This window comes from Proteus sp. ZN5 (genome assembly GCF_011046025.1).
Classification (GTDB): Bacteria; Pseudomonadota; Gammaproteobacteria; order Enterobacterales; family Enterobacteriaceae; genus Proteus.
The window spans coordinates 1,713,898-1,740,469 of the sequence record NZ_CP047639.1; the positions used below are offsets into that span (position 1 = coordinate 1,713,898).

General features: G+C 38.6%; 22 protein-coding genes. All 22 read right to left on the minus strand.

The features are described from left to right. Window positions 1-21 precede the first annotated feature (21 nt). The 22 genes from tssA to tssK all read right to left on the minus strand — a co-directional run bounded on the left by tssA (window position 22) and on the right by tssK (window position 26,568). On the minus strand, window positions 22-1,644 hold the full coding sequence (gene tssA / locus GTK47_RS07960; protein WP_165122677.1) for a type VI secretion system protein TssA: 1,623 nt from the start codon (window positions 1,642-1,644) through the stop codon (window positions 22-24). A gap of 45 nt (window positions 1,645-1,689) precedes the next feature. Continuing rightward, window positions 1,690-5,046 carry an ImcF-related family protein gene (locus GTK47_RS07965; protein WP_165122678.1) on the minus strand — a complete coding sequence of 1,119 codons (3,357 nt, stop codon included), beginning with the start codon at window positions 5,044-5,046 and terminating at the stop codon, window positions 1,690-1,692. Continuing rightward, on the minus strand, window positions 5,033-6,166 hold the full coding sequence (locus GTK47_RS07970; RefSeq protein ID WP_165122679.1) for a hypothetical protein: 1,134 nt from the start codon (window positions 6,164-6,166) through the stop codon (window positions 5,033-5,035). The genes GTK47_RS07965 and GTK47_RS07970 overlap by 14 nt, the downstream gene beginning before the upstream one ends. Window positions 6,167-6,222: 56 nt before the next feature. Next, window positions 6,223-8,619 carry a DUF2235 domain-containing protein gene (locus GTK47_RS07975; RefSeq protein ID WP_165122680.1) on the minus strand — a complete coding sequence of 799 codons (2,397 nt, stop codon included), beginning with the start codon at window positions 8,617-8,619 and terminating at the stop codon, window positions 6,223-6,225. Continuing rightward, window positions 8,604-9,149, minus strand: a complete 546-nt coding sequence (locus GTK47_RS07980) for a DUF3304 domain-containing protein (protein WP_165122681.1) — start codon at window positions 9,147-9,149, stop codon at window positions 8,604-8,606. The genes GTK47_RS07975 and GTK47_RS07980 overlap by 16 nt, the downstream gene beginning before the upstream one ends. Then, window positions 9,134-9,682 carry a DUF3304 domain-containing protein gene (locus GTK47_RS07985; RefSeq protein ID WP_165122682.1) on the minus strand — a complete coding sequence of 183 codons (549 nt, stop codon included), beginning with the start codon at window positions 9,680-9,682 and terminating at the stop codon, window positions 9,134-9,136. The genes GTK47_RS07980 and GTK47_RS07985 overlap by 16 nt, the downstream gene beginning before the upstream one ends. Then, entirely contained in the window at window positions 9,667-10,212 is a 546-nt protein-coding gene (locus GTK47_RS07990; RefSeq protein WP_165122683.1) for a DUF3304 domain-containing protein, read from the minus strand. Before GTK47_RS07990 ends, GTK47_RS07985 begins: the two co-directional genes overlap by 16 nt. After that, on the minus strand, window positions 10,197-10,742 hold the full coding sequence (locus GTK47_RS07995; RefSeq protein ID WP_165122684.1) for a DUF3304 domain-containing protein: 546 nt from the start codon (window positions 10,740-10,742) through the stop codon (window positions 10,197-10,199). Before GTK47_RS07995 ends, GTK47_RS07990 begins: the two co-directional genes overlap by 16 nt. After that, window positions 10,727-11,254, minus strand: a complete 528-nt coding sequence (locus GTK47_RS08000; RefSeq protein ID WP_165122685.1) for a DUF3304 domain-containing protein — start codon at window positions 11,252-11,254, stop codon at window positions 10,727-10,729. The genes GTK47_RS07995 and GTK47_RS08000 overlap by 16 nt, the downstream gene beginning before the upstream one ends. Window positions 11,255-11,303: 49 nt before the next feature. Continuing rightward, the gene (locus GTK47_RS08005) at window positions 11,304-11,561 is read right to left on the minus strand and encodes a PAAR domain-containing protein (protein WP_109401495.1); all 258 of its coding nucleotides are present in this window, start codon (window positions 11,559-11,561) and stop codon (window positions 11,304-11,306) included. A gap of 48 nt (window positions 11,562-11,609) precedes the next feature. Next, window positions 11,610-12,392 carry a DUF4123 domain-containing protein gene (locus tag GTK47_RS08010; RefSeq protein ID WP_162556967.1) on the minus strand — a complete coding sequence of 261 codons (783 nt, stop codon included), beginning with the start codon at window positions 12,390-12,392 and terminating at the stop codon, window positions 11,610-11,612. Continuing rightward, the gene (gene vgrG, locus GTK47_RS08015; RefSeq protein WP_165122686.1) at window positions 12,385-14,784 is read right to left on the minus strand and encodes a type VI secretion system Vgr family protein; all 2,400 of its coding nucleotides are present in this window, start codon (window positions 14,782-14,784) and stop codon (window positions 12,385-12,387) included. Before vgrG ends, GTK47_RS08010 begins: the two co-directional genes overlap by 8 nt. Before the next feature lie 84 nt (window positions 14,785-14,868). Further along, a complete protein-coding gene (locus GTK47_RS08020) occupies window positions 14,869-17,388 on the minus strand; it encodes a DUF2235 domain-containing protein (protein ID WP_165122687.1) in 2,520 nt (839 codons plus the stop codon). Continuing rightward, complete coding sequence (locus GTK47_RS08025; RefSeq protein ID WP_165122688.1) at window positions 17,379-17,897, minus strand: DUF3304 domain-containing protein; 519 nt, start codon at window positions 17,895-17,897, stop codon at window positions 17,379-17,381. The genes GTK47_RS08020 and GTK47_RS08025 overlap by 10 nt, the downstream gene beginning before the upstream one ends. Then, the gene (locus GTK47_RS08030) at window positions 17,882-18,406 is read right to left on the minus strand and encodes a DUF3304 domain-containing protein (RefSeq protein WP_165122689.1); all 525 of its coding nucleotides are present in this window, start codon (window positions 18,404-18,406) and stop codon (window positions 17,882-17,884) included. Before GTK47_RS08030 ends, GTK47_RS08025 begins: the two co-directional genes overlap by 16 nt. After that, complete coding sequence (locus tag GTK47_RS08035) at window positions 18,391-18,915, minus strand: DUF3304 domain-containing protein (protein ID WP_165122690.1); 525 nt, start codon at window positions 18,913-18,915, stop codon at window positions 18,391-18,393. Before GTK47_RS08035 ends, GTK47_RS08030 begins: the two co-directional genes overlap by 16 nt. Beyond that, window positions 18,900-19,418, minus strand: a complete 519-nt coding sequence (locus GTK47_RS08040; protein ID WP_165122691.1) for a DUF3304 domain-containing protein — start codon at window positions 19,416-19,418, stop codon at window positions 18,900-18,902. Before GTK47_RS08040 ends, GTK47_RS08035 begins: the two co-directional genes overlap by 16 nt. Window positions 19,419-19,442: 24 nt before the next feature. Further along, a complete protein-coding gene (gene tssH, locus GTK47_RS08045) occupies window positions 19,443-22,115 on the minus strand; it encodes a type VI secretion system ATPase TssH (RefSeq protein ID WP_165122692.1) in 2,673 nt (890 codons plus the stop codon). Between the two features lie 218 nt (window positions 22,116-22,333). After that, window positions 22,334-22,825, minus strand: coding sequence for an Hcp family type VI secretion system effector (locus GTK47_RS08050; RefSeq protein WP_023583757.1), 492 nt, complete (start codon window positions 22,823-22,825; stop codon window positions 22,334-22,336). Window positions 22,826-22,847: 22 nt separating this feature from the next. Next, a complete protein-coding gene (locus tag GTK47_RS08055) occupies window positions 22,848-24,566 on the minus strand; it encodes an OmpA family protein (RefSeq protein WP_241256082.1) in 1,719 nt (572 codons plus the stop codon). Further along, window positions 24,566-25,234, minus strand: a complete 669-nt coding sequence (tssL, locus tag GTK47_RS08060) for a type VI secretion system protein TssL, short form (protein ID WP_165122694.1) — start codon at window positions 25,232-25,234, stop codon at window positions 24,566-24,568. Before tssL ends, GTK47_RS08055 begins: the two co-directional genes overlap by 1 nt. Beyond that, a complete protein-coding gene (gene tssK, locus GTK47_RS08065) occupies window positions 25,231-26,568 on the minus strand; it encodes a type VI secretion system baseplate subunit TssK (RefSeq protein ID WP_165122695.1) in 1,338 nt (445 codons plus the stop codon). Before tssK ends, tssL begins: the two co-directional genes overlap by 4 nt. Window positions 26,569-26,572: the final 4 nt, after the last annotated feature.

The following is a 26,572-nucleotide window of genomic DNA, read 5'->3' on the forward strand; positions in this document are numbered from 1 at the left end:
CTTGATTTGTCGAGTAAAAGATTAGGAATATAAAATCGCAGAGCGAACGGGATCGATAACAGTTAGTTCACTGAGTAGTAGCTCCATTTGTTGTTCTATGTGGGACTTATCTGAGGTGTTACGTTGGATTTTTGCTCGGTAAAGATGAAGTTGTCGTGCTTTCACTTCAAAAATATAGTTAGGCTCCCATTGTGTTAATGACATCGAAAGCGCTTTTTTATCAAGTTCTCGTAATAAGTTTAATGCCAGATCGTGACGAGCAAATTGTTCTGCTACTCGCGCCATAACGAGGTTTAATAACCATTTTTGCCTTGAAGTGCTGATATCAGGACGGTGTTGTAGCCATCTTAATGCAACCTCTATACCTTCATTATCCGCTTGAGTGATAGCTTCAGTTTCTAATGCCAGTATCGGTTCATCTTCAGATTGATGAGAGTAACTATTTGATAACCCTTGCATGGCATCAAAATTTTCTTCCATAACATGTTGTTTGATCCAACTTAATGTTACTTCGTCGGCAAAGGGCGTACCGTCTTCCCATGATAATTTTTCTAAATCAGGAAGGCGGATAAGAAACTGTTTTAAATCGTTTTTTATAATGTCAGACCATGCATTCCAAGGAGCAGGTGATTTACTGAGTGCTTGATAGAGATACCATTGCACATCTAACCAAAAATGATTAACACCTTCTGCAAAAAGCTTATCAGCTTGTTCTGCAAGTTCACCCCAACTTTGTTGTAAATAGAGACGTTTAAGTTGTGCTCTTGCATCAGTTCTTGGGGGAGAAAGGCGAGTGCAACCTTGCTGATCTTGTGGGGGAAGTTGATGAAGCGTGTCCCATCTCACTACTTTCATTAGTCTATGTCCTGCTAACCAGCCGCTAGGTTGATTGCGTAAGTAGTTAGCAAGCATTTTAGATTGATCTAATAATTCACGACCTGATTGTATTGTTTCTATTGGCGTGCTTTGTGATAAAGAAGAAGGCGTTGAAGATGGGCTATAAGTAGATTCATTTCTGCTGATATTTTGTGGTACTAATGAACTTGTGCCACCCGATTGAGCAAGGCGTTTTTCGAGTGCTTGATGTAATCCTGCAAGCTGTGGTCTTTCCGCTTCACTCCATGTTTCAAGCTCCGTTTCAATGGTGGCTAATAAGGCGATAATACGTGAAAACTCATGACGATCGACTTCAGGATAAAGAGATAAGCTATCTAAAACGCGTTGTCCTGATAACCACTCTAAAGCAGATTTTCTACTCGTGGCTCGGCTAGGTAATAGCGTGTCGTGATAGCGAATAAGCAACCCACTTAAAAGCCCTAAAGAATCGGCAAGTCCGTGTTCACCTTCTTTGTGCAAGCGTGCCCAAATATAATAAGTGACAACGCGTACATCTTTGCAGGAATTGAGCAGTAAGTTTTCAGCAAGTAAACAAATTAGCTCAGTATCTGCGCCAGAGAGTTTATTGACTTCTTCTTTCATTCGTTCAAAGTCATCTTCATAACTGGGATCATCACCCACAGGTTGGTTAGGTGTAATGGGTAATAGCCAACGATCCCATAAACTGATTTGTTGTTGAGCAAGTTGTTGCACTTTGTTTTTATCATCAGCAAAGCATGATGAAATTAAGGTATCCAATAAGGACATAGTGAGCGTATTTCCTTTTGAGATAATAGAGAATGTGATTTTTATTTAATCTAAAAAAATCTTTTCTGGTAAAACAAAATTGCGTAGTTGCAAGAGTGCGATTGGACCCTCGCCCATTTCAGTTCTTAAGATGTAATTTAGGGATTGCCCATTTAAGGTTTTCCAACTGACAGAGTAACTACTGGTACTACCGGCATAAGGGGCAATTTTGGCATCTTCCAATAAACGAATAATGCCCCAGACGCCACGATAATCACCATAAATACGTGTCCCTGTGTTGGTGGTGATCCAGCTGAGTGATGCACCAGAGGCAACCGTATCCGCTGGCCAAACAAAGCGTTGCCATTGCGGTTGTTGGTTATCGTAGATCAGTGATTGTCTATCAATCATTAAATGGGTTTGCATAATGTCGGGTGATGTACCTGGACGTAACTCAAAGTAAAGACGCGCCTCACCATTCGCAAAAACCACATCCCCTAGGTAGCTTAATTTATCTAAGGCTTTTAAGAACTCAGGGTTAAAGGTTAAGCCTTGTGTATTTGTGGTATCGGGTACCCAGTGTGTACCTTCTTTATGCAAAACACCGTTAAGATGAGTTTCAAGGAAGCGCTGAATACGACCATTATCAGGGCGTAGATATTGCGCCATTAACGGTAATGAGATTTCACTTTGCGTATTTTTGAGTGGATAGCGACCACCAAATGCCCTATTCCAGTCATTAACCACGGCATTTCGCCATTGAGTGTTGATACCTTGCGAAGTGGGCGCTAATAACTGTTGCCATGCTTGAGACATGGGCTGTACAAGCAATGTATCCCCAAAGCTATTCCACTCTTGCCCAAAGCTTGCTGCAATCAAACTGCCGTAATCTCGAGTTTCTGATAAATCGACGGTCTTTCCTTCAAAAACACTTCGAGCCAATGCTTGAGACATGGCTTGTGGATCAGGGGCATTAACAACTTGTTGAAGTTTTAAGCGAACTCGAGTCACGCGTGTGAGGTAGGCTTGCAGGCTTAACGCATCACTGTTTTGCGCTGAAGATTGAGGATCGGTAAAGGCCAGTATTGGCGCAAAAACAGGCTCTAGAGGGCCGGTAAATTCCGCTTTTTGACTAATAACCGGCTGTTGTTCTTTGTTTAATAAATCTTTGGCTGAGTTAACAAAGGAGTCCGCTAGTTTTTCTTGTTGGCGCCCCGTTTTACCTTGATAAGAAAGTGTATTCATTAAGGCAATAATGGGGGATTGTCTGACATCGCTCATTAAGGTGAGTTGATCAATAGTATCGGAGAGACTTTGTGTTTCTCGCCACTGTAAGCCATTGAGAAAGCTTAACCAACTGCCTGAAAAATCATTAAAATAGCGTTCTGTGAGATTTTGCTGGAGCTTTTCAGGTGAGATATCAATATCGGTCTCTTTTTGTGTGTCACTTAACACCCAATCTATTTCTTCTCGTCTTTCATGAACGGCTTTTTTAATCGCGGGTTCAATCGATTCTTCCCATGCTTTACGCGTAAAAATACCGGGTACGGTTTCAGTGGTACTGAGTAAGAAACTGACATCAGTATCACTGGTCATATCATCTAAGGTCATATCCGCAAAGTTATGCTGTGCTTGTTGTAAGATTTTTTGGTAAAGCGCAGATTCACCATTACGTTGACCAATTTGGCGAATAAGAATAGTTCGGCTTCCGGCAACTAACGTACGATTAGGCTTGATTGTCCATTCATGGTGATAAGGCAATTGAGAGGCATAGAAGGTTAATAATTCTGTTCCTAATGTTTGCCATTCCCCTTCTTTTAATCCGTTATAGTCAGGCCAAATACTTAATGCACTTTCAGTGAAGAATGCAGGGTCAATACGGGAAGGATCACCCATCATCAAATAGGCTTTTAAGGCTTGATATGCGGATTGAGCGCCTTCAATTCGTTCTGCACTTTCAGGTGGGAACTGCATAAACGCGTGAAGATAATTTTCAAGATGTTGTTGGGTTGAATCACGTAATAACGGCAACATGGATTGGCTATAAACCGGCCATAGATGACTAAGCAATGCGTGATTACTGCTTAATCCAAACCGTAACCAAAATGGGACAGAAGTTTTCTCTCGATAGCTTAATAAACCGAGTGTTTGTTGTAAGCCATATTGTGCCTGTAGGCGGGCAAATTCAGATTGATGATTGTCTGTTGCTAACTGCGCTTGTTGCTGACTTTGGGTAATTAATTGGCGATTCATAAAGTAAGAAACAACCATACCAACGCCCCAGAGTGTCATGGCGGTTGCAACGGTATATTGCAAAATACGTTTGGAATTTAAACCTAAAGGTGAGGCTTTTAACTGATAGGGCAGTTGTGAATTTGCTGTAATTAACGCTTTCCAATGGGGATTGGATGTCCACTGATTATTCTTTGATAAAGTTGCAGACACATTATCATAAATAGGTGTACTAAAGAGTACGCCAGCGAATGGCAATGAGCGATAACCCGATAAAAGTGGTGCTAAGTTATTGGCGAGCTTTTCACATCCTTCATGTTGAAGAAAACGCGCTAATGCTAGTAGGTAAGTTTGAGTTGGGTTATGCAAGACAGCGTGTGTGCCTTGTTCCATTAATGCGGGTAAAAGCGTTTTTAAGTCATTAGAAAGCATTTCAGATGTCGCTTTTAAAGGTGCTGAATAAAGAACTGTGGGCGCTTCATTTGTTGTTATTTCACCGTTATTGCTGATATTCCAAAGCCAAATGGGGGCTTGCCAGCGTAACTGACGAAATAGCTGGTGGAAATAACGGCTAGCGGTATCTGTATTGGTCGGATTTAAGTGATTAAATAAGGAATGACCCAGCGGTTGTTGCGATAAGTTATTTTCTGACACCCAAATAACCGCATCGAGCGGACGACGTCGGCGCAGTTGTTTTAAATCTTGGATTAAATTTTCATCAATACTTTGATGGATATCGCCACCATAGATAAGTAACGTTCCATTGTTTTCTTGCCAGATGTCCGTTGTTAGATTGGGAGCCAGTTTTTCGATAGAAGTCGAGGTGCCGATGAGGAGTATGCGTATTAAATTTTTTGAATTACGTTGACCATATTGTTTAAATATATCATCAATAAATGAATTATTTTGTTTGTTTATTTCTGGTAATATTTTTGTGTTATATAAGAAAGGTTTACTGAGTAATGGAATGACTTTTTTCCAACCATAAATAAAAAAAGGAAAAGCTAATAATAAAGCAGCCCAACTGGAAAAAGTAAAAAATACAATTTCTTTAGGTGAGTAGTCTGTTTCTAATATTTCATTACCAAAAAGATAATAAAGTATGCTTAACGTAAAAAGGGATATTGTAAGAACAACAGCATAAATAATAAATAAATCCCGAGTTGAAGAAAGCTTATCATTGATTTTCATCTTTGAGAATAACCCCTGCTATATATTGGTCGTTACAATATCCAGAAATCCATCCACAACTATTAACATCGTTATGCATGCAGTGTAGAGCAGCAAACGAAATAGCGATAAATGGTGATGAGCAAGTACTATCACCGAAGTAATCCTGTACAATATTGTCGGCTGAATAGAGTGATGTTGATAAAAAAGCATAAGATGCTTGAGTATTAATCGATATATTTATTTCTGGTAATTTCTCCATCCCTGAATATTTAATAATTTGAGACGCTAATTCATTAGCATTTTCATTATTTGATATTTCACAACGATGTAAATGATAGGCTTTTTTATCAGAAAGTATTGTCCATAAAAAACCAGTTTCACTTAATTTACCTGCATTGATATCATCAAAAATATTAGAACCGCCAACAAGGTTGTAATGTTCTGACTTATAATGAAGATAGTAGTTATCAATAATGATATCTAAAGAATCGATTGAATCGATAAATATGGTTTTTAATGGTGGTAATATATGATGATCTTTTAGATGCTCAATAAATTTATTTAGACTACCTTGACTACCTTTCCAGTAAACATTATCTATTTTGATATTATCAATATTGTTTTCTTCAGTATTTATAAAGTGATTAGCTAGTAATTTAGCAATCATTTCTTCTCTGTTTTTTTTATCTCCGATGAGTGCTGAACAGGGAATGCACTCTTGCTCCTCCTCTATTATAGAAGATGGAGGTATTGGTTTATCTTTTAAAGCCTGATGCCATTTATATTGGTTTTCACCCAAAGAGCCAATAACAACTGAATTTTTTATTGGTATTGAAGCACTATGGTATAACCACCATTTTTTACTGTCTTCATCAAATTGTTTTTTAAATAACTCATTGTTATGATTGTTTAATACTTTTAAAAATAAATAAATTAAAAATAAGAATGATGAAATAAAGATAGGAATGATAACACTAGAGATTAAAATAAAATATTTATTCTCTACTTTACTATTTGATAAAATAATATTAGTGAAAAAAAGAGAGAAACCAATAAATATCAATAACCACTTTAATAGTTTTTTCCAATTTATCGGTTTGTCTTGGGTAAACTCAGGGTAACGCGGAGGATATCTCACGATATATCTCCTGATCTTTTAGAGATAAAGTTAAAATAAATGGGATTAATGCTAATTTAAGCAATTGATAAGACTTTTTTAGTATCAATAACTTGAGTTAAACTATTTATAACACCTTCTGTTTTTTCAACAATAGATTGAGCTATGGCAATTGATTGTACAGGGCCCGCATTTTTAGTAGGTTTAACATCTTCAGGATTAAGGGGAAGTGCTAATCCTGTTATTGCATTTACTACTTCATATTCCATTGACATAACGCCTAATGTACCTGCAAAAGCACCTAGTGCATTTTTAATGTTTTTTTGCCTCACTACATACGCCATACCACCAATAAATGTGGCTATACCAATTAATTTTCCCGCTATTGCGACAGGTGATAAAAATTTATTTGTTTCACTATCAGCATAGATCATTCTATAACTAAAATAGCTTGCCCAAGGTTCTCTAGATTGTAATGCATCATGCATAAACCAAGCACGAGAATCATGAAATTGGTTATCAAATAAATCTCTTGTTAATAATGCATCAGGATCAGGAGTGTTATTTTCTTTAAATAAAGGAAATCCATAACCTTTTTTATAAATATCATCACCACTTTGTTTCATATGAAAATATTCAGCTTTCTCATCGTCAGTATTTACTAAGCACATTATATTAGTTAATAAATTATCGACAGAAAACTGTTTCCAATTTCTGACTTCTCTTCGTTCATCGTAATAGTCCGCTTTAAATTCTTCAGCACCTTCTCTTAATTGTGTTTTACCTAGCATGGGCTCATAAATACGAGGCCCCATAAGATCTCCTGGTGAAATGGTATCTGTACCTTGTTTTATTTTTTCTTTCTGTTGTTCTTCTATCTTCTCTTTAGTTTTCTCCCATTTTTCTTTATCTTCTTTGATCTTTTCAGTGCCATGCTGTAATGCATTTTTATAAAAATCTTGATTAAAAAGATTCATATCGGCATATCTATCGATACGCCAAGCTGTCATCCATGCCATTTGTTTTTCGACGACTTTTTCTAATGTTGTATTTGCACGGCAAGCATTGAAAGTTTCCGAAAAATGAGTAGTAGTCACTTGAGGTAATTCTAAAGTAATTTTTCGCCATGCGTTAAAGCGTTGAATTAGAATTGGGTTGATTTCAAAAAGTTCATAGATCTTTCTTGTAATACTATTACACATTATTTTCCCATTACTATTTTTAGGTGAGATACCAGTAATATTTAATGGGGCTCCTATTAGAAATGCTGAAAGATAAAGATCATGTAAGACAATTTGTGAAGCTAACATTGAAGGATCATTAAAGGCTTTTCCTTGATCTCCTACCAAATATCCCCCTCCAATATCGGAGTGAACACCGGGATAAACCACTTCTTCAATATCGGATATTTTGGGATAACGGCCATAATTATTACCATTAATATTTTTATTATTCACAGATGTATCTGCTTTATTTTTTTCATTCTCCCAATCTGAAGGCCGTCTTACTGTATCTAGAGGAAAACAGAAACGTTGCTCATGAGCAGAAACAAAATGGCGACAGCACTTAATAAAGTTAGGAAAGATTTTTTCACTGGGGAGTTGTTGAGTGCCATTTGCCCAATCCATATGACCTGAAAAGAAAGGTGCTAAATGCACTATACCCACAGAGGGCACCGTATCCAAAATACCAATAAATTCAACTTTTACATTAATACCACATAATTGCTGAGCGGGTTTATCAGCGCCTTCAGGGGTATCGAATAACTGTGTTACCCAATTAACAAAGGTTCTTGCTTCCGCCGCGCCACGTGAGAAACCGTAAACATAAAGTTTAATCGTTAAAGTTTTAGGTTTAAGTTGCAATCCTTCAATAATCTCTTTTTTATTAATTAGAGAATGGATAACCGCACGGCGACGATCTTTACCACTAATAGGGAGATATGTTGGAGTTGCCATATCTTTTAAGTAGATACGTAATTGAGTAAGTGTTAGCTCATCTAAGTTAGATGAAATGATTAATGTATTGGCTAACATTAATAATGCCCAATTAATACGATTTTCTCCCCCTGTTGCAAATATTAAGCCCATATTAGTAAAATTATATTCTGCTATTTCAGGGAAGGCAGTACCAACACCGGGCATATAATATTTAAAATATTCTCTTTGTTTTTTATCTGGGTTATTTTCATCTTCATACGTTGTTTCAAATAATCGCGTAATATTGGTGGCGGTTTTAGGCTCAGCCGCCATATCTTTTTCTCGATTATTATTGGTGCCATCAAAAAAGAAACTAATATGTAAATTTCGACAGCAGTTATTTTTTACACTAGCAAGGCTAGAGTTATGATTTCGTTTCTCTTCTTCTCGTGTTTTATAATTATTCTCTATTTGTTGCTGAGTTAATTCTAGTCGCCCATCATCTGGGAAATGATTAGGTACCCAAACTGGTTCTGCTTTTATTTCTTCAAACATACGGTGGGCTCCTTCATATTATGAGGTTCATTAATTGGGTATTCAGGATGACCATATCCTTTACAAGAGGTAGTGATTTTCACTTCATTACAAGGTAAGAAATGCACTTTGACGCTACAAGGTTCATCATATTGTGGGATTGGCACCCAAGTTTCGTGACTGGAGGTATTGTCGCGGAGTTGTTGTTTCCAGTGTTTATAGGCTTCTACTTGGCTAAATTTTGGAGGTGGTGGAAATTTGCTGGTATCGACAGTTTCCCATCGAATATGTGCGGTTAAATTAGGGCGCCATTTTTCGGGGATCATCACACAACAGACGGTTCCGCCAATACTGCCGTAACCCCCATTAATTGAAAAACCTGAAATTTCAAATTGAGTGTGGTTATAGCCTTGAAGTCCTGCTCCCAAGAGGGAGTTTTCTGGTTTTGTGCCCCAAGAGCCCGCATTAGCACAACCGGAAAGTAACAGAGAAATGATCAAGAGCATGGCAAGCTTAGGGTAAGTTTGCCAAAAGGTTATTTTTGGGGACATACGGTGGGCTCCTTCGTATTATGGGGTTCATTAATCGGGTATTCAGGATCACCATAGCTATAGCAAGAAGTGGTAATTTTCACCTCATTACAAGGTAAAAAATGAACATCGACACCACACACTTCTTTATCATATTGTGGGATTGGAACCCAAGCTTCGTGATAGGTCGTATAGCGGTCTAATTCTTTTTCCCAGTGATTATAGGCTTCGACTTGATCAAAATCAGGAGCAAGAGGTATTTTGCTTTTATCGAGTTTCTCCCACTTTATGTGAGCGATTAAATTAGGACGCCATTTTTCGGGGAGCATCACACAACAGACCGTACCGCCAATACTGCCATACCCTTTATTAATCGAAAAACCGGTAATACTGTATTGAGTGTGGTTATAGCCTTGAAGTCCTGCTCCCAAGAGGGAGTTTTCTGGTTTTGCGCCCCAAGAGCCCGCATTAGCACAACCGGAAAGTAACAGAGAAATGATCAAGAGCGTGGCAAGTTTAGGGTAAGTTTGCCAAATGGTTATTTTTGAGGACATACGGTGGGCTCCTTCATATTATGGGGTTCATTAATTGGGTATTCAGGATGACCATATCCTTTACAAGAGGTAGTGATTTTCACTTCATTACAAGGTAAGAAATGCACTTTGACGCTACAAGGTTCATCATATTGTGGGATAGGCACCCAAGCTTCATGACTGGAGGTATTATCGCGTAACTCTTGTTTCCAACGTTGATAAGCTTCTACTTGACTAAATTTAGGGGCAGGAGAGAGTTTATTTTTATCCACTTTATTCCATTGAATATGCGCGACTAAATTAGGACGCCATTTTTCGGGGATCATCACACAACAGACCGTGCCGCCAATACTGCCATAACCTTCATTAATCGAAAAACCGGTAATACTGTATTGAGTGTGGTTATAGCCTTGAAGACCTGCTCCCAAGAGGGCGTTTTCTGGTTTTGTGCCCCAAGAGCCCGCATTGGCACAACCGGAAAGTAACAGAGAAATGATCAAGAGCGTGGCAAGTTTAGGGTAAGTTTGCCAAATGGTTATTTTTGAGGACACACGGTGGGCTCCTTCATATTATGAGGCTCATTAATTGGGTATTCAGGATGACCATATCCTTTACAAGAGGTAGTGATTTTCACCTCATTACAAGGTAAGAAATGCACTTTGACACTACAAGGTTCATCATATTGTGGGATTGGCACCCAAGCTTCGTGATAGGTCGTATAGCGGTCTAATTCTTTTTCCCAGTGATTATAGGCTTCGACTTGATCAAAATCAGGAGCAAGAGGTATTTTGCTCTTATCGAGTTTCTCCCACTTTATGTGAGCGATTAAATTAGGGCGCCATTTTTCGGGGATCATCACACAACAGACGGTTCCGCCAATACTGCCATAACCTTCATTAATCGAAAAACCGGTAATACTGTATTGAGTGTGGTTATAGCCTTGAAGTCCTGCTCCCAAGAGGGCGTTTTCTGGTTTTGCGCCCCAAGAGCCCGCATTGGCACAACCGGAAAGTAACAGAGAAATGATCAAGAGCGTGGCAAGTTTAGGGTAAGTTTGCCAAATGGTTATTTTTGAGGACATACGGTGGGCTCCTTCATATTATGGGGTTCATTAATCGGGTATTCAGGATCACCATAGCTATAGCAAGAAGTGGTAATTTTCACCTCATTACAAGGTAAAAAATGAACATCGACACCACACACTTCTTTATCATATTGTGGGATGGGCACCCAAGCTTCATGACTGGAGGTATTATCGCGGAGTTGTTGCTCCCAGCGATTATAGGCTTCGACTTGGTCAAAATCAGGTGCTGGTGGAAATTTGCTGGTATCGACTTTTTTCCATCGAATATGTGCGGTTAAATTAGGGCGCCATTTTTCGGGGATCATCACACAACAGACGGTTCCGCCAATACTGCCGTAACCCCCATTAATTGAAAAACCTGAAATTTCAAATTGAGTATGGTTATAGCCTTGAAGCCCGGCTCCCAAGAGGGAGTTTTCTGGTTTTGCACCCCAAGAGCCCGCATTAGCACAACCGGAAAGTAACAGAGAAGAGGCGAGAACTAATAATATTATTTTTAATTTAATCATTTTATCCACTTTATTTTTATAAAATAAGAATGACATATAAATAATTAATTTATGATTTGATACTTATATTAGAAAGTGAACTTACTAAAGTACAACCACAAGCACAATGGTGCCCTTCTAATGCAACTGCTCTTTTATTTATTGTTGAATTTTTTGCGCCTTCAATAATTCTATTTTCACCATGCTTATTACAAATAACCTTATCGCCAACACAAGCAACAGACTTTCCATATGCTAAATAGCTTCCTGTAATCACTTTTCCACCATAAGGATTTAAAGTATCTCCGACTCTAATTATTTTTTTCATTTTATGTTCTTTTTAAGCGTGAATTTTAAAAATAGTAATCTGAGTGGGTTAATTATTAGAATAGTATTTGCGAACATATTCTTCTATTGTACCCAAATGGTCACTATTATTGGCTTGAATAGCAAGAGCATATAGATGGTTGAAATTTTCTTCTTGAGTTATCGATGTGTTATTAAATTCAGAATATGCTCTTAATTCCTCTGCATCACTTATACAGCCAATTTTATTAATTTGTTCATCGTTAAATTGCATTGTTGGAAAAGACTTATCTTCAATCTCTGGATGATAACTCCCTAATAACCAACTCATATCATTGTCTCTATCTAGCCAGCCCCAAATAAAAGTAATATCAGTGAATCTTTTTTTTTGCTCAGGTGTGAGAATATCTTTTACTAGTGTCGGAAATACCCGTGTATCATAAAAGCGAAGTAAGCAAGATTTAAAGCCCCATTCAATTTCTGCAAGAGAAAGTAGAAATGTAGATAACATATTAAATGGAAGAGGGGATGATGTTATTAATAATCGAGGCTCTGAATAAAGTAATTCAAATAGCTCTTCTAATAAGATTAAATGTGTACTTTTATTCCACTCAATACGAATAAGTAGAGGAGCTTGTTCTAAAAAACCTTCTTCCGGCATATTAGTGAAAAGAGAAAACCATCTAATATCATTATCCATCTTGATTAAAGCTGGAACGATGGGATTTTCTAACCCAGCTTGGTCAATAACAATATCGAGATAATCTAGATGTGTTTTTTCTGAGATCAATTTTAATTGTTTTATCCATTGATCCGTTATTTCTTTTGATGGGGATTGTAATGTATTATTCACGGATAGCGACTCCCATAGCATTTTCTTGGGCTTTCTTTAAACACTCTTTACAAACAGATTGAGGAAGGTCTGGTAATGGGAAATCTTCACTCGCTGGCTCACTCCAAATATGTTGCCCTTTGAGGCTTAAACGACTCGGTGTATGAATTTCAATTTGGCCATCAGGCATTATTTTAATATATCCACCGCCACAGCCTAAAGTAATTCCATTTTTAGCAGTTAATTGAATATGACCTTGAGTTGATTGTACCGTAATATCTTTAAGTGCCGTTGCTTCGAAGATATCGCCATGTGATTCTAATTCAAAAGGTCCTTTTCCAGAGACAATGCGTATTCCTTCTTTTTGAGACAACATCGAGATTTGTTGATATGCATTTACTGCTACTTTCTGTGTACTTGATAGGTGCATTTCACCTTTTGTTTGAGCATAGAGTGCTTCAACACTTTGCATAAGTAGTGTTTCATTGGTAACAATACCTATTCCTTCTGGTGCATGCATTAAAATAGAAGGTGATGCTAGTTTATCGGTGTTTTTTAAAAGATTATCTAACCCTTCTTTTTCTGGTTGGAGATTGTGATGTGCTTGTGTGATTTCTCTACAATCATCTAACTGACTTATTGCTCCCTTGACTAAAGATATTGCAGGGTCCATTGCCAGCACTTCACCACCTGCTTTGGTTTGATTATCTGCACTAATAAACAATCCTTTACCTGCTCTTATTGCTCCCCAACTATCAGTGCGTAACTCAAAACCTTCGCCACGTTTATCACGATTGGCATCGACAATATGACCTAAATTTAACTGAGATTTACCCCCGTATTCGGTGCTGAGTTTAATATGCTCCTGTCCACGTTTATCTTCCATTCGCAGCTTATTATTTGCAGGAGTACGAATAACATTACGTGTATTGTTTCTATCCGTTACATGATCGGGATGGCGCGAATCATGCAATGCATGGGCAATATAAGGTCTGTCAGGATCGCCTTCATGAAAGGCGATAGCGACTTCAGTACCTTGAATTAACGGAAAATGCATCCCGTAAGTGTCACCGGCATAAGGTTTTGCCAAGCGTACAGGCATACTTTCATAGCCCATGGGTTTTTCATCACGGTCGGCATCAAATTTTACCCAATAAAAACCGTGTTCATTTTGGTGGGCGTAAATATCGTTATCTTTTGCACTCGTAATACGTGCAGTCAGTGTGCCTGTAATAATTGGACGAGGTTTAACAACTGGACGCCAGCACAGTGTTTCACTGTAAGGAATGGCATTAAATCGCACTTGTAGTGCTTTTTCTCGACCACCACTAAAGCGTAGGCGAGTGATTAAAATCGGTGATTGAAACACAGACGGTAATGATGAAGGTATTGTGTTATCAGTGATAGAAAGCACTTGGAGCGGTGATAAAAAGTCGGCATTACTTTCACCTTTTAAGCGCGTTTGTCGAGTGAGAAAACGTTCATGATCAAGTCTTGCCCAAAAGTTAGCCGTTTCTGCTTCAGGGGTAATTTTATCGCCACGGGTAAGATGTCTTGCTTGGTAATGATAAACTTCACCATAGTGAACTTCATCCCCTTCACCACGCGTCATATCGGTGACTGCTGAGATCAAGGTGTCTTGTGCTTGACGATGGTTATAATCTTTGGTGAATACATTCTGTTCGACCACTTGATGGTGTAATGATAATCCCCATACGCTTTCTTGGTGGTTATCATTCATGCCCGATGGGCTATTTAAAGGTAGTGTTTTATCAAAGGTGTAAGCACTTTGGCGATCGGCAAAACGGATGACTTCGGTTTGTGTTTGGTCTTGTAAATAGAATGAGTAAAAAATACCGACTTCACTTAATAGTCGTTCTATAAATTGACGATCACTTTCATTGTATTGATTAATTTGCTCGCGTTTGGGATATTCATTTTTAAGTGTAAATTCAAACTCCCAATCTTTAAAATTATGCTCACGTAAAATTTGGCTTACAACATCGGGCACAGATTGATTGAGGAAAAATCGATGAGAGCGGATTTGATGACGTAATAATGCAAAGACAGGCTCAATAACGAGTTGATAACGCGCTTCATCCACAGATCCTGATAAACGCCGAAATTGTGTGATAACACCATGAACTTGTTTGGTGATAGGCTCTTGCGTTGCCAAATCGGTAATACTGTTAATTGGCGGTGTAAAAGATAGGGTTGCACTACGACGCAAGAGTTGTTGTGGCTGTAAATCTTGAGCTTGGCAAGTAAAGGTAATTTGATAATGGTAGGTATCACTTATTGCTTCGCGTCCGGTGAAGTGTTCTACATCAAATAAAACATCACATCCTTGTACATTAAGATGATAGCGATTTTGTCCATTAAGTATAGTCTGAGTTGTTTTTTTTAAGTTCATAGCTGAATTATATAAACACATCCCGTTTGTTTATTATTAACAAACTTTCGGTGTTTATCCTTGTGAAGGAGTGATTAGATAATATTAATTATTAACATAGTGGTTTAATGAACTAGATATTTTGTGGATATTTTTGTCTTTTTTTATTTCGTTAAGTTTATTTATTACTTTTGTAACTTCATTAGTCTGAATTGGTTTTTCGTCTTTTATTCTACTTTCTATTTTCTTATTAATTAAATTTAAACCATAGGTAGGTAAGTAATCGAGTTTTATATATTTCTTGTTATTTTTATCTCGATAAGTAAATTCATCAGCTGCTAAAATTTGCATAGATTTGCTCCATTTGTCACCAAAGTAGATCATGCGAGATAAAAAATAACCGCCGAAAGGCTCGCGAAGTCCACTTTCAGAATGCATAAACCAAGCTCTCGAATCATGAATGTGATTATCTAACAGATCAACTATTTCTCCTAAATAAGAGTCATGATTATTTTTAATTAAAACGAGCTCTAAAATGGAATATATATATTTGCTTTTTTCTTTTAAACTTAAATATTCACTTCGTTCATCTTGATAAGTAATAACATGCGCATATTCTTCTACTGTACCATCTAAATTTTGTAAAAAGAGCGATTGACCTACAACACCCACAGGAAAAGTATTTTCAGGTAACGAGTCGCAGGTTGTATCTGGTTTATAATATGGATTATCTATAGAATGATAATAATCAATTCCTTGGCAAGCTTTTTTTGTGCGAAGAGTAAATTGAATTAAAGGTGAAGGACGAGGTAAATCATTATAATCTGCTTTAAATTCTAAAGAAGCTTCCCAAAATTGGCCTCTTGCATTAGTTGCATCAAATAAAGGGAGACCTATATTTTCAGGTGAAGGTTGCCAATTATCAACATCAGTTTGTTTACTTTGCTCTTTTTCTCTATTTTTACGAATTTCAGTACTTTTACTTTCTATATCTGAATACTCTTTTGCTAATGTACTACTGGCCTGCTTACTAAATTCCGGTTCATAAGGTTGTACTTTTATATTTGCATGTTGTGGTGCATTTTTAAAGAAGTCTTGTTTTGTCAGGTTCATCTCTGAATCTTGAGATGAAGCATAACGCCCAATACGCCAAGCGGTGATTAAAATAAGCTGACATTCAATAACGTTTTCAATATCAGCGGTGATAAAGCGGTTAGGTATATACGATTTTATATTATTATCTTCTTTTTTTATTGTTATTTCTGGAAGGGTCTGTTCTAGCCATGTATTGAATTTTTTTATAAGTTCTATGGAAAAGTCAAATTCTAGTTTTGTTGTATCAGATATTTTTCTAAATAAATAATAGTTTTGTTGCTTTGGCGTTAATAATAAAAAAGACTCTTCGCTTAACGCTAAAGGAGCTCCTGCATTTATTGCGGCAGCGTACATATCATGTAAAGCAATTTGAGATATAAGTTCTTCATGACCTGCTCTTGCTTTACCTTGATCTCCTGGCGGATAGCCACCCCCTATATCAGAATGCATTCCGGGATAAATCACTTCTATGGTATTAGGAGGATAGTTTCCTTCAGGTGTACGTATTGAATCGACAGCAAAGGATTGGCGTTGTTCATGAGCAGCTACAAAATGATAACAGTTTTTAATTAAATCTGATTTGGGCAGTTGTTGGGTGCCATTTGCCCAACCATTGTGGCCGGTAAACATCGGCATAACATTGGCTAAACCAACGGCTGGCACGGTATCAAAAAGCCCTAAAAACTCAACAGAAACGGGAATACCATAGATGGTTCCTTTGGGAAATATTAATTGTCTTAATGGTGGAGCTTGTGTATGTATACAAGTAAGTAATTTATCTAACCAATACACAAATGTTCTTGCTTCTGCTGAACCACGCGAGAATCCATAAATATATAACTTTAAAACTACTAATTTAGGTTTGTTCCATATTAATTCATGTATTATCGTTCTAAATTGTTCTAATAAAATACTGGTTGGATTATAACCATCCTCAATGCTCATCTTTAGAAGTAATACCCGCATTTTAGCTAAAGTAAGCTCATGACCTGTTACGGCATGAAATAGAGTATTATATATTTGAATAAGTGCCCAACTGATGCGGGCTTGACCGCCTGTTGCGTAGGTTAACCCTGAACTGTAATACTCGTAAGTTTTAATTTCAGGAAAAGGAGTACCGACACCAGGCATATAATAAGCATAAAATCCTTTATCCATTGCCTCTTTTATATCTGGAAAACCTGCATGATAAAGCTTTGCCACATTTGTAGGATGTGGTGGATTTGCATCATCTGTATCATTTTTATTATTGTTATTTGTACCATCAAAAAAGAAGCTAACATGTAAGCTTTTACAACATTGGATTGTACTTTTTTTTGTGTAGTGCTTATGTTTATTTTCTTCAGCTTCAATCTTCTTGATATTCTCTTTTACTTGTTGAGAAGTCAGTGTTAAACGTCCTTGATTAGGAAAATGAGGTGGAGCCCAGCAGGGATCGCCTTTGGTTGCATGCTGATCGTTTAAATTAGCTTTGATGGTATGGATAAGTGCAAAATGAAGTTGTTTATCAGTGGGTACTTTTATGGACATATTGCAGGCTCCTCCATAAAGCTAGGCTCTTTTATAGGATAATCAGGATGATTGGTTGCATAACAAGACAGGGTGATTTTTACTTCTTGGCAAGGAAGAAAATGGACTTTGACACTACAAGGCTCATCGTATTCGGGGATTTCAACCATTTTTTGATAGTGGCGATAATTGGCTTCGTGTTTTTTCATATATTGGCGAAATTCATCAGTACCTAAAGGTGGCGATTTATCTGAATACGCATCAGGATCGACTTCCCATTCCACTTTGACCCATTGATTAGGTGTCCATTTTGCCGGCACCATAATGCAACAAGTTCCGGCTGCACCTTGCCCGTAATAACCATTGACTTTAAACCAATTCACCGCAGTCCCTTTCACATGGTTAAAGCCGTGTAAATTACCTGCTAAATACTCCACTTTCGGTTGTCGGATAAAGAGAAAATAGATCGCAAGAAGAGCAATGATTATCCCAACAAACATGAGTTTTTTGCGGGTTAATTTTGTGGACATATTGCAGGCTCCTCCATAAAGCTAGGTTCTTTTATAGGATAATCAGGATGATTGGTTGCATGGCAAGATAGGGTGATTTTTACTTCCTGACAAGGGAGAAAATGGACATCAACACTACAAGGCTCGCCATATTCAGGGATTTCAACCATTTTTTGATAGCGGCGATAATTGGCTTCGTGTTTTTTCATATAAGCATCAAATTTGGGATCTGTCACACCCGGTGAATCTGTAGGGTATGCATCAGGATCGACTTCCCATTCCACTTTGACCCATTGATTAGGTGTCCATTTTGCCGGCACCATAATGCAACAAGTTCCGGCTGCACCTTGCCCGTAATAACCATTGACTTTAAACCAATTCACCGAGGTGCCTTTCACATGGTTAAAGCCGTGTAAATTGCCTGCTAAATACTCCACTTTCGGTTGTCGGATAAAGAGAAAATAGACCGCAAGAAGAGCAATGATTATCCCAACAAACATGAGTTTTTTGCGGGTTAATTTTGTGGGCATATTGCAGGCTCCTCCATTTCTAATAGTTCTTTTATTGGATATTCGGGAAGCCAAGGGGAATAACAAGACAGGCTAATTTTTACTTCTTGGCAAGGAAGAAAATGGACTTTGACACTACAAGGCTCATCGTATTCGGGGATTTCAACCATTTTTTGATAGTGGCGATAATTGGCTTCGTGTTTTTTCATATATTGGCGAAATTCATCAGTACCTAAAGGCGGCGATTTATCTGAATACGCATCAGGATCGACTTCCCATTCTACTTTGACCCATTGATTAGGCGTCCACTTGGCAGGTACCATAATGCAACAAGTTCCGGCTGCACCTTGCCCGTAATAACCATTGACTTTAAACCAATTCACCGCAGTGCCTTTCACATGGTTAATACCACTCATACTACCGGCTAAATATTCCACTTTAGGTTGTCGGATAAAGAGAAAATAGATCGCAAGAAGAGCAATGATTATCCCAACAAATACGAGTTTCTTACGGGTTAATTTTGTGGACATATTGCAGGCTCCTCCATATCATTGGGTTCATTGACTGGATAGTCAGGGTGTCCCCATGATTTGCAAGACAAGGTGATCTTGACTTCTTGGCAGGGAAGAAAATGCACTTTAACATCGCAAGGATCGTCATATTCGGGAATTTCTACCATTTTGCTATAACGACGGTAATTGGCTTTATGTAACCTCATATATTCTTTGTAGTAAGGATCGCTAAACTTGGGAATATCACCGGGGTAAGCATTGGGATCGACCTCCCATTCCACTTTGACCCATTGATTCGGCGTCCATTTGGCGGGCACGACAATACAACAGGTTCCGCCACCCCCTTTGCCATAATAGCCATTGACCATAAACCAATTTACAGAGGTACCTTTGACATGGTTAAACCCGTGTAAATTCCCAGCAAGGTAGTCATCTTGTGGTTTTTTCTTGGGGAAAAACAGTGAGCTCACCACAATAACGATGAATGTGAAAATAATTATAGTGAGCGTTTTACGAGTCATTTTGGCGATAGATCTTAGTTATTGTTAGTTTGGCAACTCATCACTAAAACTCAATGTAATACCTTCTTCTTCATTAAAACCTAAAATGACATATTGTGATTTTTCAGCATTGGCTTGGCGTAAAAGGAGTTGCTGGCTAAGAATAGGGAGAATTTGTTGATTAAGCAGGCTATCGATATTTCTCGCACCTGTATCTGGTAATAAACAGGCATCTACAATGGTGTCGTAGAGGGTTTCTTCGACAATACCTGTTAATCGATAGTGAGTGTAAAGCCGCTTGATCACATTTTTTAATTTCATCTCAACAATAATGCGTAGTGCCGTTGCATCAAGAGGACGGTAAATTAATGTTTGGAAACGAGCCAGTAGTGCGGGTTGAAAATGGTCACGTAAAATAGGGCGAAGCGTTTCTTGTAAATCGCTATCTGTACTTAATGGTGACTCTTCCAGTTGTTGCATTAAATAATCACTGCCTAAATTTGCGGTCATTAAAATAACGGTATTACGAAAATCAATTTCACGACCTTCACCATCACGCATAAAGCCTCTATCAAATACTTGATAGAAAAGATTGAGAACATCGCGATGTGCTTTTTCAACTTCATCTAATAACACAATGCTATAAGGGCGTTTTCTTACTGCTTCGGTTAATACACCACCTTGACCGTATCCAACATAACCTGGAGGCGAGCCTTTTAATTGGCTGACTGTATGTGCTTCTTGATATTCAGACATATTGATAGTGATTAGGGATTTTTGACCGCCAAACAGACATTCTGCCAGCGCAATGGCTGATTCTGTTTTACCTACACCACTTGGACCCACTAATAAAAATACGCCTTGAGGGCCGTTTTCAGACACTAATCCTGTTCTAGATGCACGCAGACGTTGTGCTAACGCGAGTAAAGCACTGTCTTGTCCAACAACGTATTTTGATAAGTTACTCTCTAGCTCTAACAAGCCGATTTGTTCATCTTTAAGAAGGCTTGAAAGTGGAACACCTGTCCAATCAGCAATAACTGTTGCGACTGTACGAACGTCTACATCAGGGTTTAAAAGTGGTGCTTCTTGTTGTAATTGTGAGAGTTGTTGCTGTAGCTGTGCTGATGTTGCGGTATTTTCGGGATCTTGTCTGCTTTCAATTAGCTGACAGATAATCTCTTTCTCTTGCTCAAAACGCTGTTCTAAGGATTCAAGTTGAAGTGCTAGTTGGGCATCTTGAGAAGATAAATCAGATAACTTGGTTTGATTGGTTAAATTACCAATAGTGATGTCATCAAGTATTGCTTTTTGTTCTAGTTCAAGTGCATAGCGCTTGGCTTTAATACGGGTGAGTTCTTCAGGTAAGGTGTCTAAACTCATACGAATACGCGCACTTGCTGTATCAAGTAAATCCACTGCTTTATCAGGAAGCTGACGTCCCGTTAAATAACGGCGAGATAAAGTGACGGCGGCTTTTACTGCATCATCAGTAATGTGTACGCCATGATATTTGGCATAACGAGATTTTAATCCTCGTAACATTAAAAAGGCTTTTTCATCATCAGGCTCGTCAACTTTAACTATTTGAAAACGACGTTCTAATGCGGCATCACGTTCAAAATATTGTTTGTATTCAGACCAAGTGGTTGCGGCGATAGTTCGTAGTTCACCGCGAGCCAATGCGGGTTTTAATAAGTTAGCTGCATCAGCACCACCGGCTTGATTACCTGCACCAATAATTGTATGCGCTTCATCGATAAAAAGTAGAATTGGTGTGAGTGATTGTTGAACGGCATCGATAACATTTTTTAAACGCTGTTCAAACTCACCTTTTACTCCCGCCCCCGCTTGTAATAGACCTAAATCCAGAGTGCGTAATGAGGTGGTTTGTAAACTGATAGGAACATTTTTTTCAGCAATACGTAATGCTAATCCTTCAACAAGCGCGGTTTTACCTACACCGGGCTCTCCAACAAGAATAGGGTTGTTTTTACGGCGACGAGAGAGAATATCGACCATTTGACGAATTTCATCATCTCGACCAAATACAGGATCAATTTCACCCAGTCGCGCTTTTTCTGTCACATCAAGAGTGAATTTATTTAATACCGCCTGTAATGCATCACTAAGAGTATGACCAATAACGGCGTTATCTGTCGTTGAAGATGAAGTATTGGTTTCATTATTTTCAGCAAGGGGGGCTTCAGGTAAATGATTATGTGAAGCTAATTGTTGAATTTCTGGTCTTTCATCAGATTGGGCATCAAGTAGAGGTCTTAATCGTTGTAGTTGCGTCTCACCTAATGTCATTAAAGGCCAAAGTGCATCGAGTGGAACTAATGCTGGCTGTTTGGTCATCGTATGCAATAAGTGCACACTGCGGATCTGTTCGATATCTTCATCAAGAGAAGCAATGACCCATGCATTTTTAATTAATTCTAATAAGGGTTTGGATAATTGAGGTCGGCTACGTACAGAGCGGGGCAATTTATCAATCGCATCAAGTAAGCTTTGCCAAAGTGCAGATAAATCCCATTCGTAGCGACGTGCTAATACAGTGATATCACTTTCGCCAAGTTCTAGAATTTTTAATAGCCAGTGTTCAATAGTTACTTCTGCGTGGGCACGGGTTTGGCATAATGAGGCCGCCGCTTCTAGCGCTTTTGCACAATAAGGATTTAACCGACGCAATAGCATGACAGATTGATTTTCCATGTTCTCTCCCAGTAATGAAGTCCCTATTGAGGGAATTTAGGTACGCTACCGCCCTTAGCCGTAGACCGAGGCTCATAAGGTCGTATTCGTTGTGCTTTAAATAGTGGTCTTGCTATACCTTGAACTATTTAGAGTATTTATTTGTTAAATTTTGAGTTATAACGCTTTACAATAATTGGTAGTTAAAACAGGCGGTTAACCGCCTGTTTATTTTGGTGTTACGCAGTGGCGCGTTCATTCCATGAATCTGAATGAATGATATTTCCGTCTTTGTAAGTCCAAGTGATTTTTTCGTAACGCAATTCAACTTCTTCGAGGTGATTGTGTTTTTCTTTAGTCGGATCTTTGATGTTGTGCATCTTAGGAGCCACTTTGACTACCTTGACGTTTTCAAGCGTAGTGTTGAAATATTCAACTTCTTGACCTGCATCATCGATGCGATACCACTTAAACTCTGCTTTTTTCAAGGTTTGCCCAGTTGTAACTGCCTTGTATAAATACGGGCTGGAAGCATCAATTTCTTTTACGAAAATAAATGGAGTATGGATACGTGTACCGGTTAATTTGCCGGTATTGTTATCTGTTGGAATGTACAAGTTGTGATCTTGAGCGACGACTTCGATACTACCTTCACGATCTTGAACATTAACAGAGCCTTTGATATCCGCATTACCGTCATCTTTTAACCAGAGGTATACAGGAATAGCCATAATTACATCTCCTTTCTAGGGTTTAGTTGCCACCATCCTTCAGTGGCGTAAGGTCATCAGCTAATACCTGACAAGCATCGGCTTGAGGTATCAGGCGAATTTCAACTCGACGATTACGAGCCCGACCATCGAGTGTTGAATTGTCTGCAACAGGCTGATGCTGACCATATCCTTGCACTGCAAAGCAAGATGGTGCGATATCACTGGTTTTGATCATCCAATCACGCACGGCTTCAGCTCGTTTAAGAGAAAGTTTTTGGTTTAAATCAGGATTACCAGTGTTGTCGGTGTAGCCTGAAATGACAATTAACCAACCCGGTTTGGCTTTTATATTGATAAGCGCATCAACAAGTACTTTGGTGGCCTCATTTTTTAATTCGTATTGACCAGATGCGAAGAGGGCAAGGCTATCTAACGTCACCATTTCAGGAACTTCTTGCACGATGATAGGAGCTGGTGGCAGTGGTGGAGCCCATGAACTAAGCAAGGCGTGCAAGTAAGGTAAGATGTTATTGCCTTGATATAACGCTAAAGAGTAGCGAGCAGGAATACCTTCTCGTTGCCAATGAGAGAGAAACGTTGCATCTGAAAGCAACTGTTGATAAGCCACTTTTTTAGGTTCTAGATTCTCATCAGTAATACTTTTAAAGTGGTTGATATCATGACTGTTATCGTAAATTAATTGCTTGTTATGATGGTAGCTACCAGAGAGAGCACCAATAAGAAATAACCCACAAATTACGCCAACAACACCAAAGGTCGTTTCTATTTTTAGTAAATTGACATCGTGAGAGAGTTTATTAATCACAATGTCTGGTAGTGGTAATTCGTCGCTGTTATTTGATGCTTTGGTTATAGTCGGAGATAACGTAGTTTTGTGGTGAATAAATTGAGCCCAGCTGTTATCTGAAATGGTAGGTACGGTCGTAAATTGCATTGCCCAAGCAACAGGGATCAGGCTTGGAGCACCAGATTGAGCAACAGTAAGTAAAGGAATAAATTCACTTTTTAACCAAGCAAGTAATTGATCAAGCCAAAGTGCCATAGTGAGCTGGTTTTCGGTTTGTTCAGTATTTTGTGATAACCATGTTGAAACAGGTTGTGTCGCTAAATTATCAGAGATAACCAGTAATTCTGGTTGGTCACTTAAATAGGTTATCCATGGTGTAGTGTCATCAAAATGTGAATTGAGGTAATTAACTGGGGAGTTAAGATAAAGCGTCACCCAAAAAGGTAATATTTTACCTACTTTTTTATTGCTTTCATGAATAGCGCGACGCCAATTAAGTATTTCTTGAGTCACTTCTTCTTGTTGTAATAGTTGTTCAGGTAATAAAGCGTATAACAGTGACAATCGGCGTAATTGTAAGGGAGCAATATCAACAATATGTTGAGTGATGTTGATCAAATCGATAGGAGAAGAGGCGCAAATATACCAACCTTTAGCTGTCTCTCGATAGGTTTGATTTTCATGAAAAAGAGCTTGTGATTGACCACAAACAATAATAACTGCACCTTGATAATTATCAGGAGGGAGCTGGTTTGTAAGTGCATCTTTAAGGTAAGGAGTACTTTTTTGTTGGCGGAAAAACCAAACCCACAAAGTCAGTGTGACGATACAAATAAATGCCGTCAGAAAAAAGGAGATCTCTTTACCAAAAGACCAAAATCCCCAAAGCAACCACAATAATAAGCTTGCTGAAAACAATGTAATACACTGTTTTATCCTGTTTTTTTGCATCACTTTCCTTGAATTACCCATTGTTGAAGTAAATTTTCTAATGACACAGAAAAGCCCCACCAGAGCATTGCAATCACCACAATTCCCCCAAACCAACCTAGCCAATAAATATGGCGGCGATTCATTCGATGCTTGGGTTTCATTACTAAAGGTAAATCACTTGATAATGCATAGGCGGGAAGTTGAGTATTGAGTAACTCAATAATTTGTTCTCGTTCGGGCGCATTGGTTTGGCGATATTTACCAACAAAACCCAGCGTGATCACCCGGTGAAAACAGATAAGTACATCATTGTTGGGTGCGGGTTCATTTAATAGATCACGTAACCTATCCCATAGTTTGTCACCAGCTTCTAACGTATTGAAATACTTAGCTTGTAATGGAGATTGTATCCACTGTAAGTAACCATCATCGCGCTCAGTTCGGTTCATCACGCTTTCATCAATTAAAGCGCACTGTGCATAAAGCATGTTTTCAATGGCGGATTGGGAATAGCCTTTTTCTACGAGCTGTTGGCGTGTTTTATCAATATGTTCACAGACGCGCCGATAGAAAGCTTTACCATCAGTAATTTCGGCACCTTGACGCAGCTGGCATACCATTAACCAAGTATCAGCAAAAAGCATATCAACCATGTTATTTTTAGCTGTTCTTGTATTCGTTATCATGAGCGAAGCACCGCAAAAAGTTCGAGTTGAATTTCACCTAATGTTCCCGGTACATAAAAGGCACAATGACCTGAAGACAACATGGCTTGACCTGCAGGATTATTAAGTTCAAGCGCAAAATAGTGATTTTCTAAACGCAGTGGGATAGCAGCAGGAACATGTGTTAACGGTTGTAGTGGAATACCGTTAAGTGCAACGTTAACCACACTAGCAACATCGTCATTACTGCCTGCTTTACAAAGCAATGGAAATTGCGTGATCAATAAATGAGCTGGTAATGCAGAACGTACGGAAAGATAGAAATCAGCGTCTTCGCGTAAGCGAGGATCATGCAATTCACCACGCCAGAAAGGTCCTTCTTTATCAAGGGCAATACTAATCACACGTGAAGGTAAACTCGCTTCTAATAGGGTATTAAGTAAGCTAAATAAAGGTGGAAAAACTTGTTCAGGGAATGAGTGTTGATAAAGAGGGATATCACCATTTTCATGATCGAGTGAAAATGTCAGTAGTGCACCCGCTAAACGTACTAATTCACGATAAAGAAGTTCAGGGTGACGCCCCATTGATGAGAGTAATTCGCTTAATACTGGTTCAGCGCTATTAATCGCATTTAGTAGCCAAAAAAGCGAGACATCAGCGACCGCAAAATCTGCCATTTGCTCATTATTTTCGCGACGCATAGTCATTAGGCGACGGCGCTTTGCGACTAAGCGATGCATGAATTCTGAAAACAATATGGTTAATTCATGGCTCGCACTACAACTTAATAATGGTGGAATAAAATGCTTATCTATTTCCCATGCACCTTGTGCATTGCGAATTAATCGAGACACCGGACAAGTCATATATGCGCTATTTTCTTCATGGGCATAACGCAAAGTAATACTGTGGCGTAATACAGCGATGTCCGTTTGTTCTTGCCCAATCAAATCTTGTACTTTCATCCACTCTTGATAGAACTGTTGTGGTCTATCAGAGCGTCCCTCTTGCATAAGGTTGCCACCATTGGCTTGCAATAAAGGTAATGCAAGAACGATATCAAGTGTTTGATGTTGCGAGTAATGGCTAAGCTCATTGACTGGTGGTAAATTGTCAGCCAGTGTCGTATCGATCAGTGTTCCATCAGGAAAACGCACAATTAATTTTTGTGCGCTAAGGCGTGAAATAGTTAAAGCACTTTCATCAAATTCAGCACAAATTACGCCCCATGTTGATGCAATCGTCATATTGGCGATAGTGCTAATGAGATAGCTATCCCATCTTGCTTGTTGTTGAAATTGCTGAGGAGCCAAAAAGGCCCCATCACTCCAGAGGGGGCGGTATATTTTCATCCGT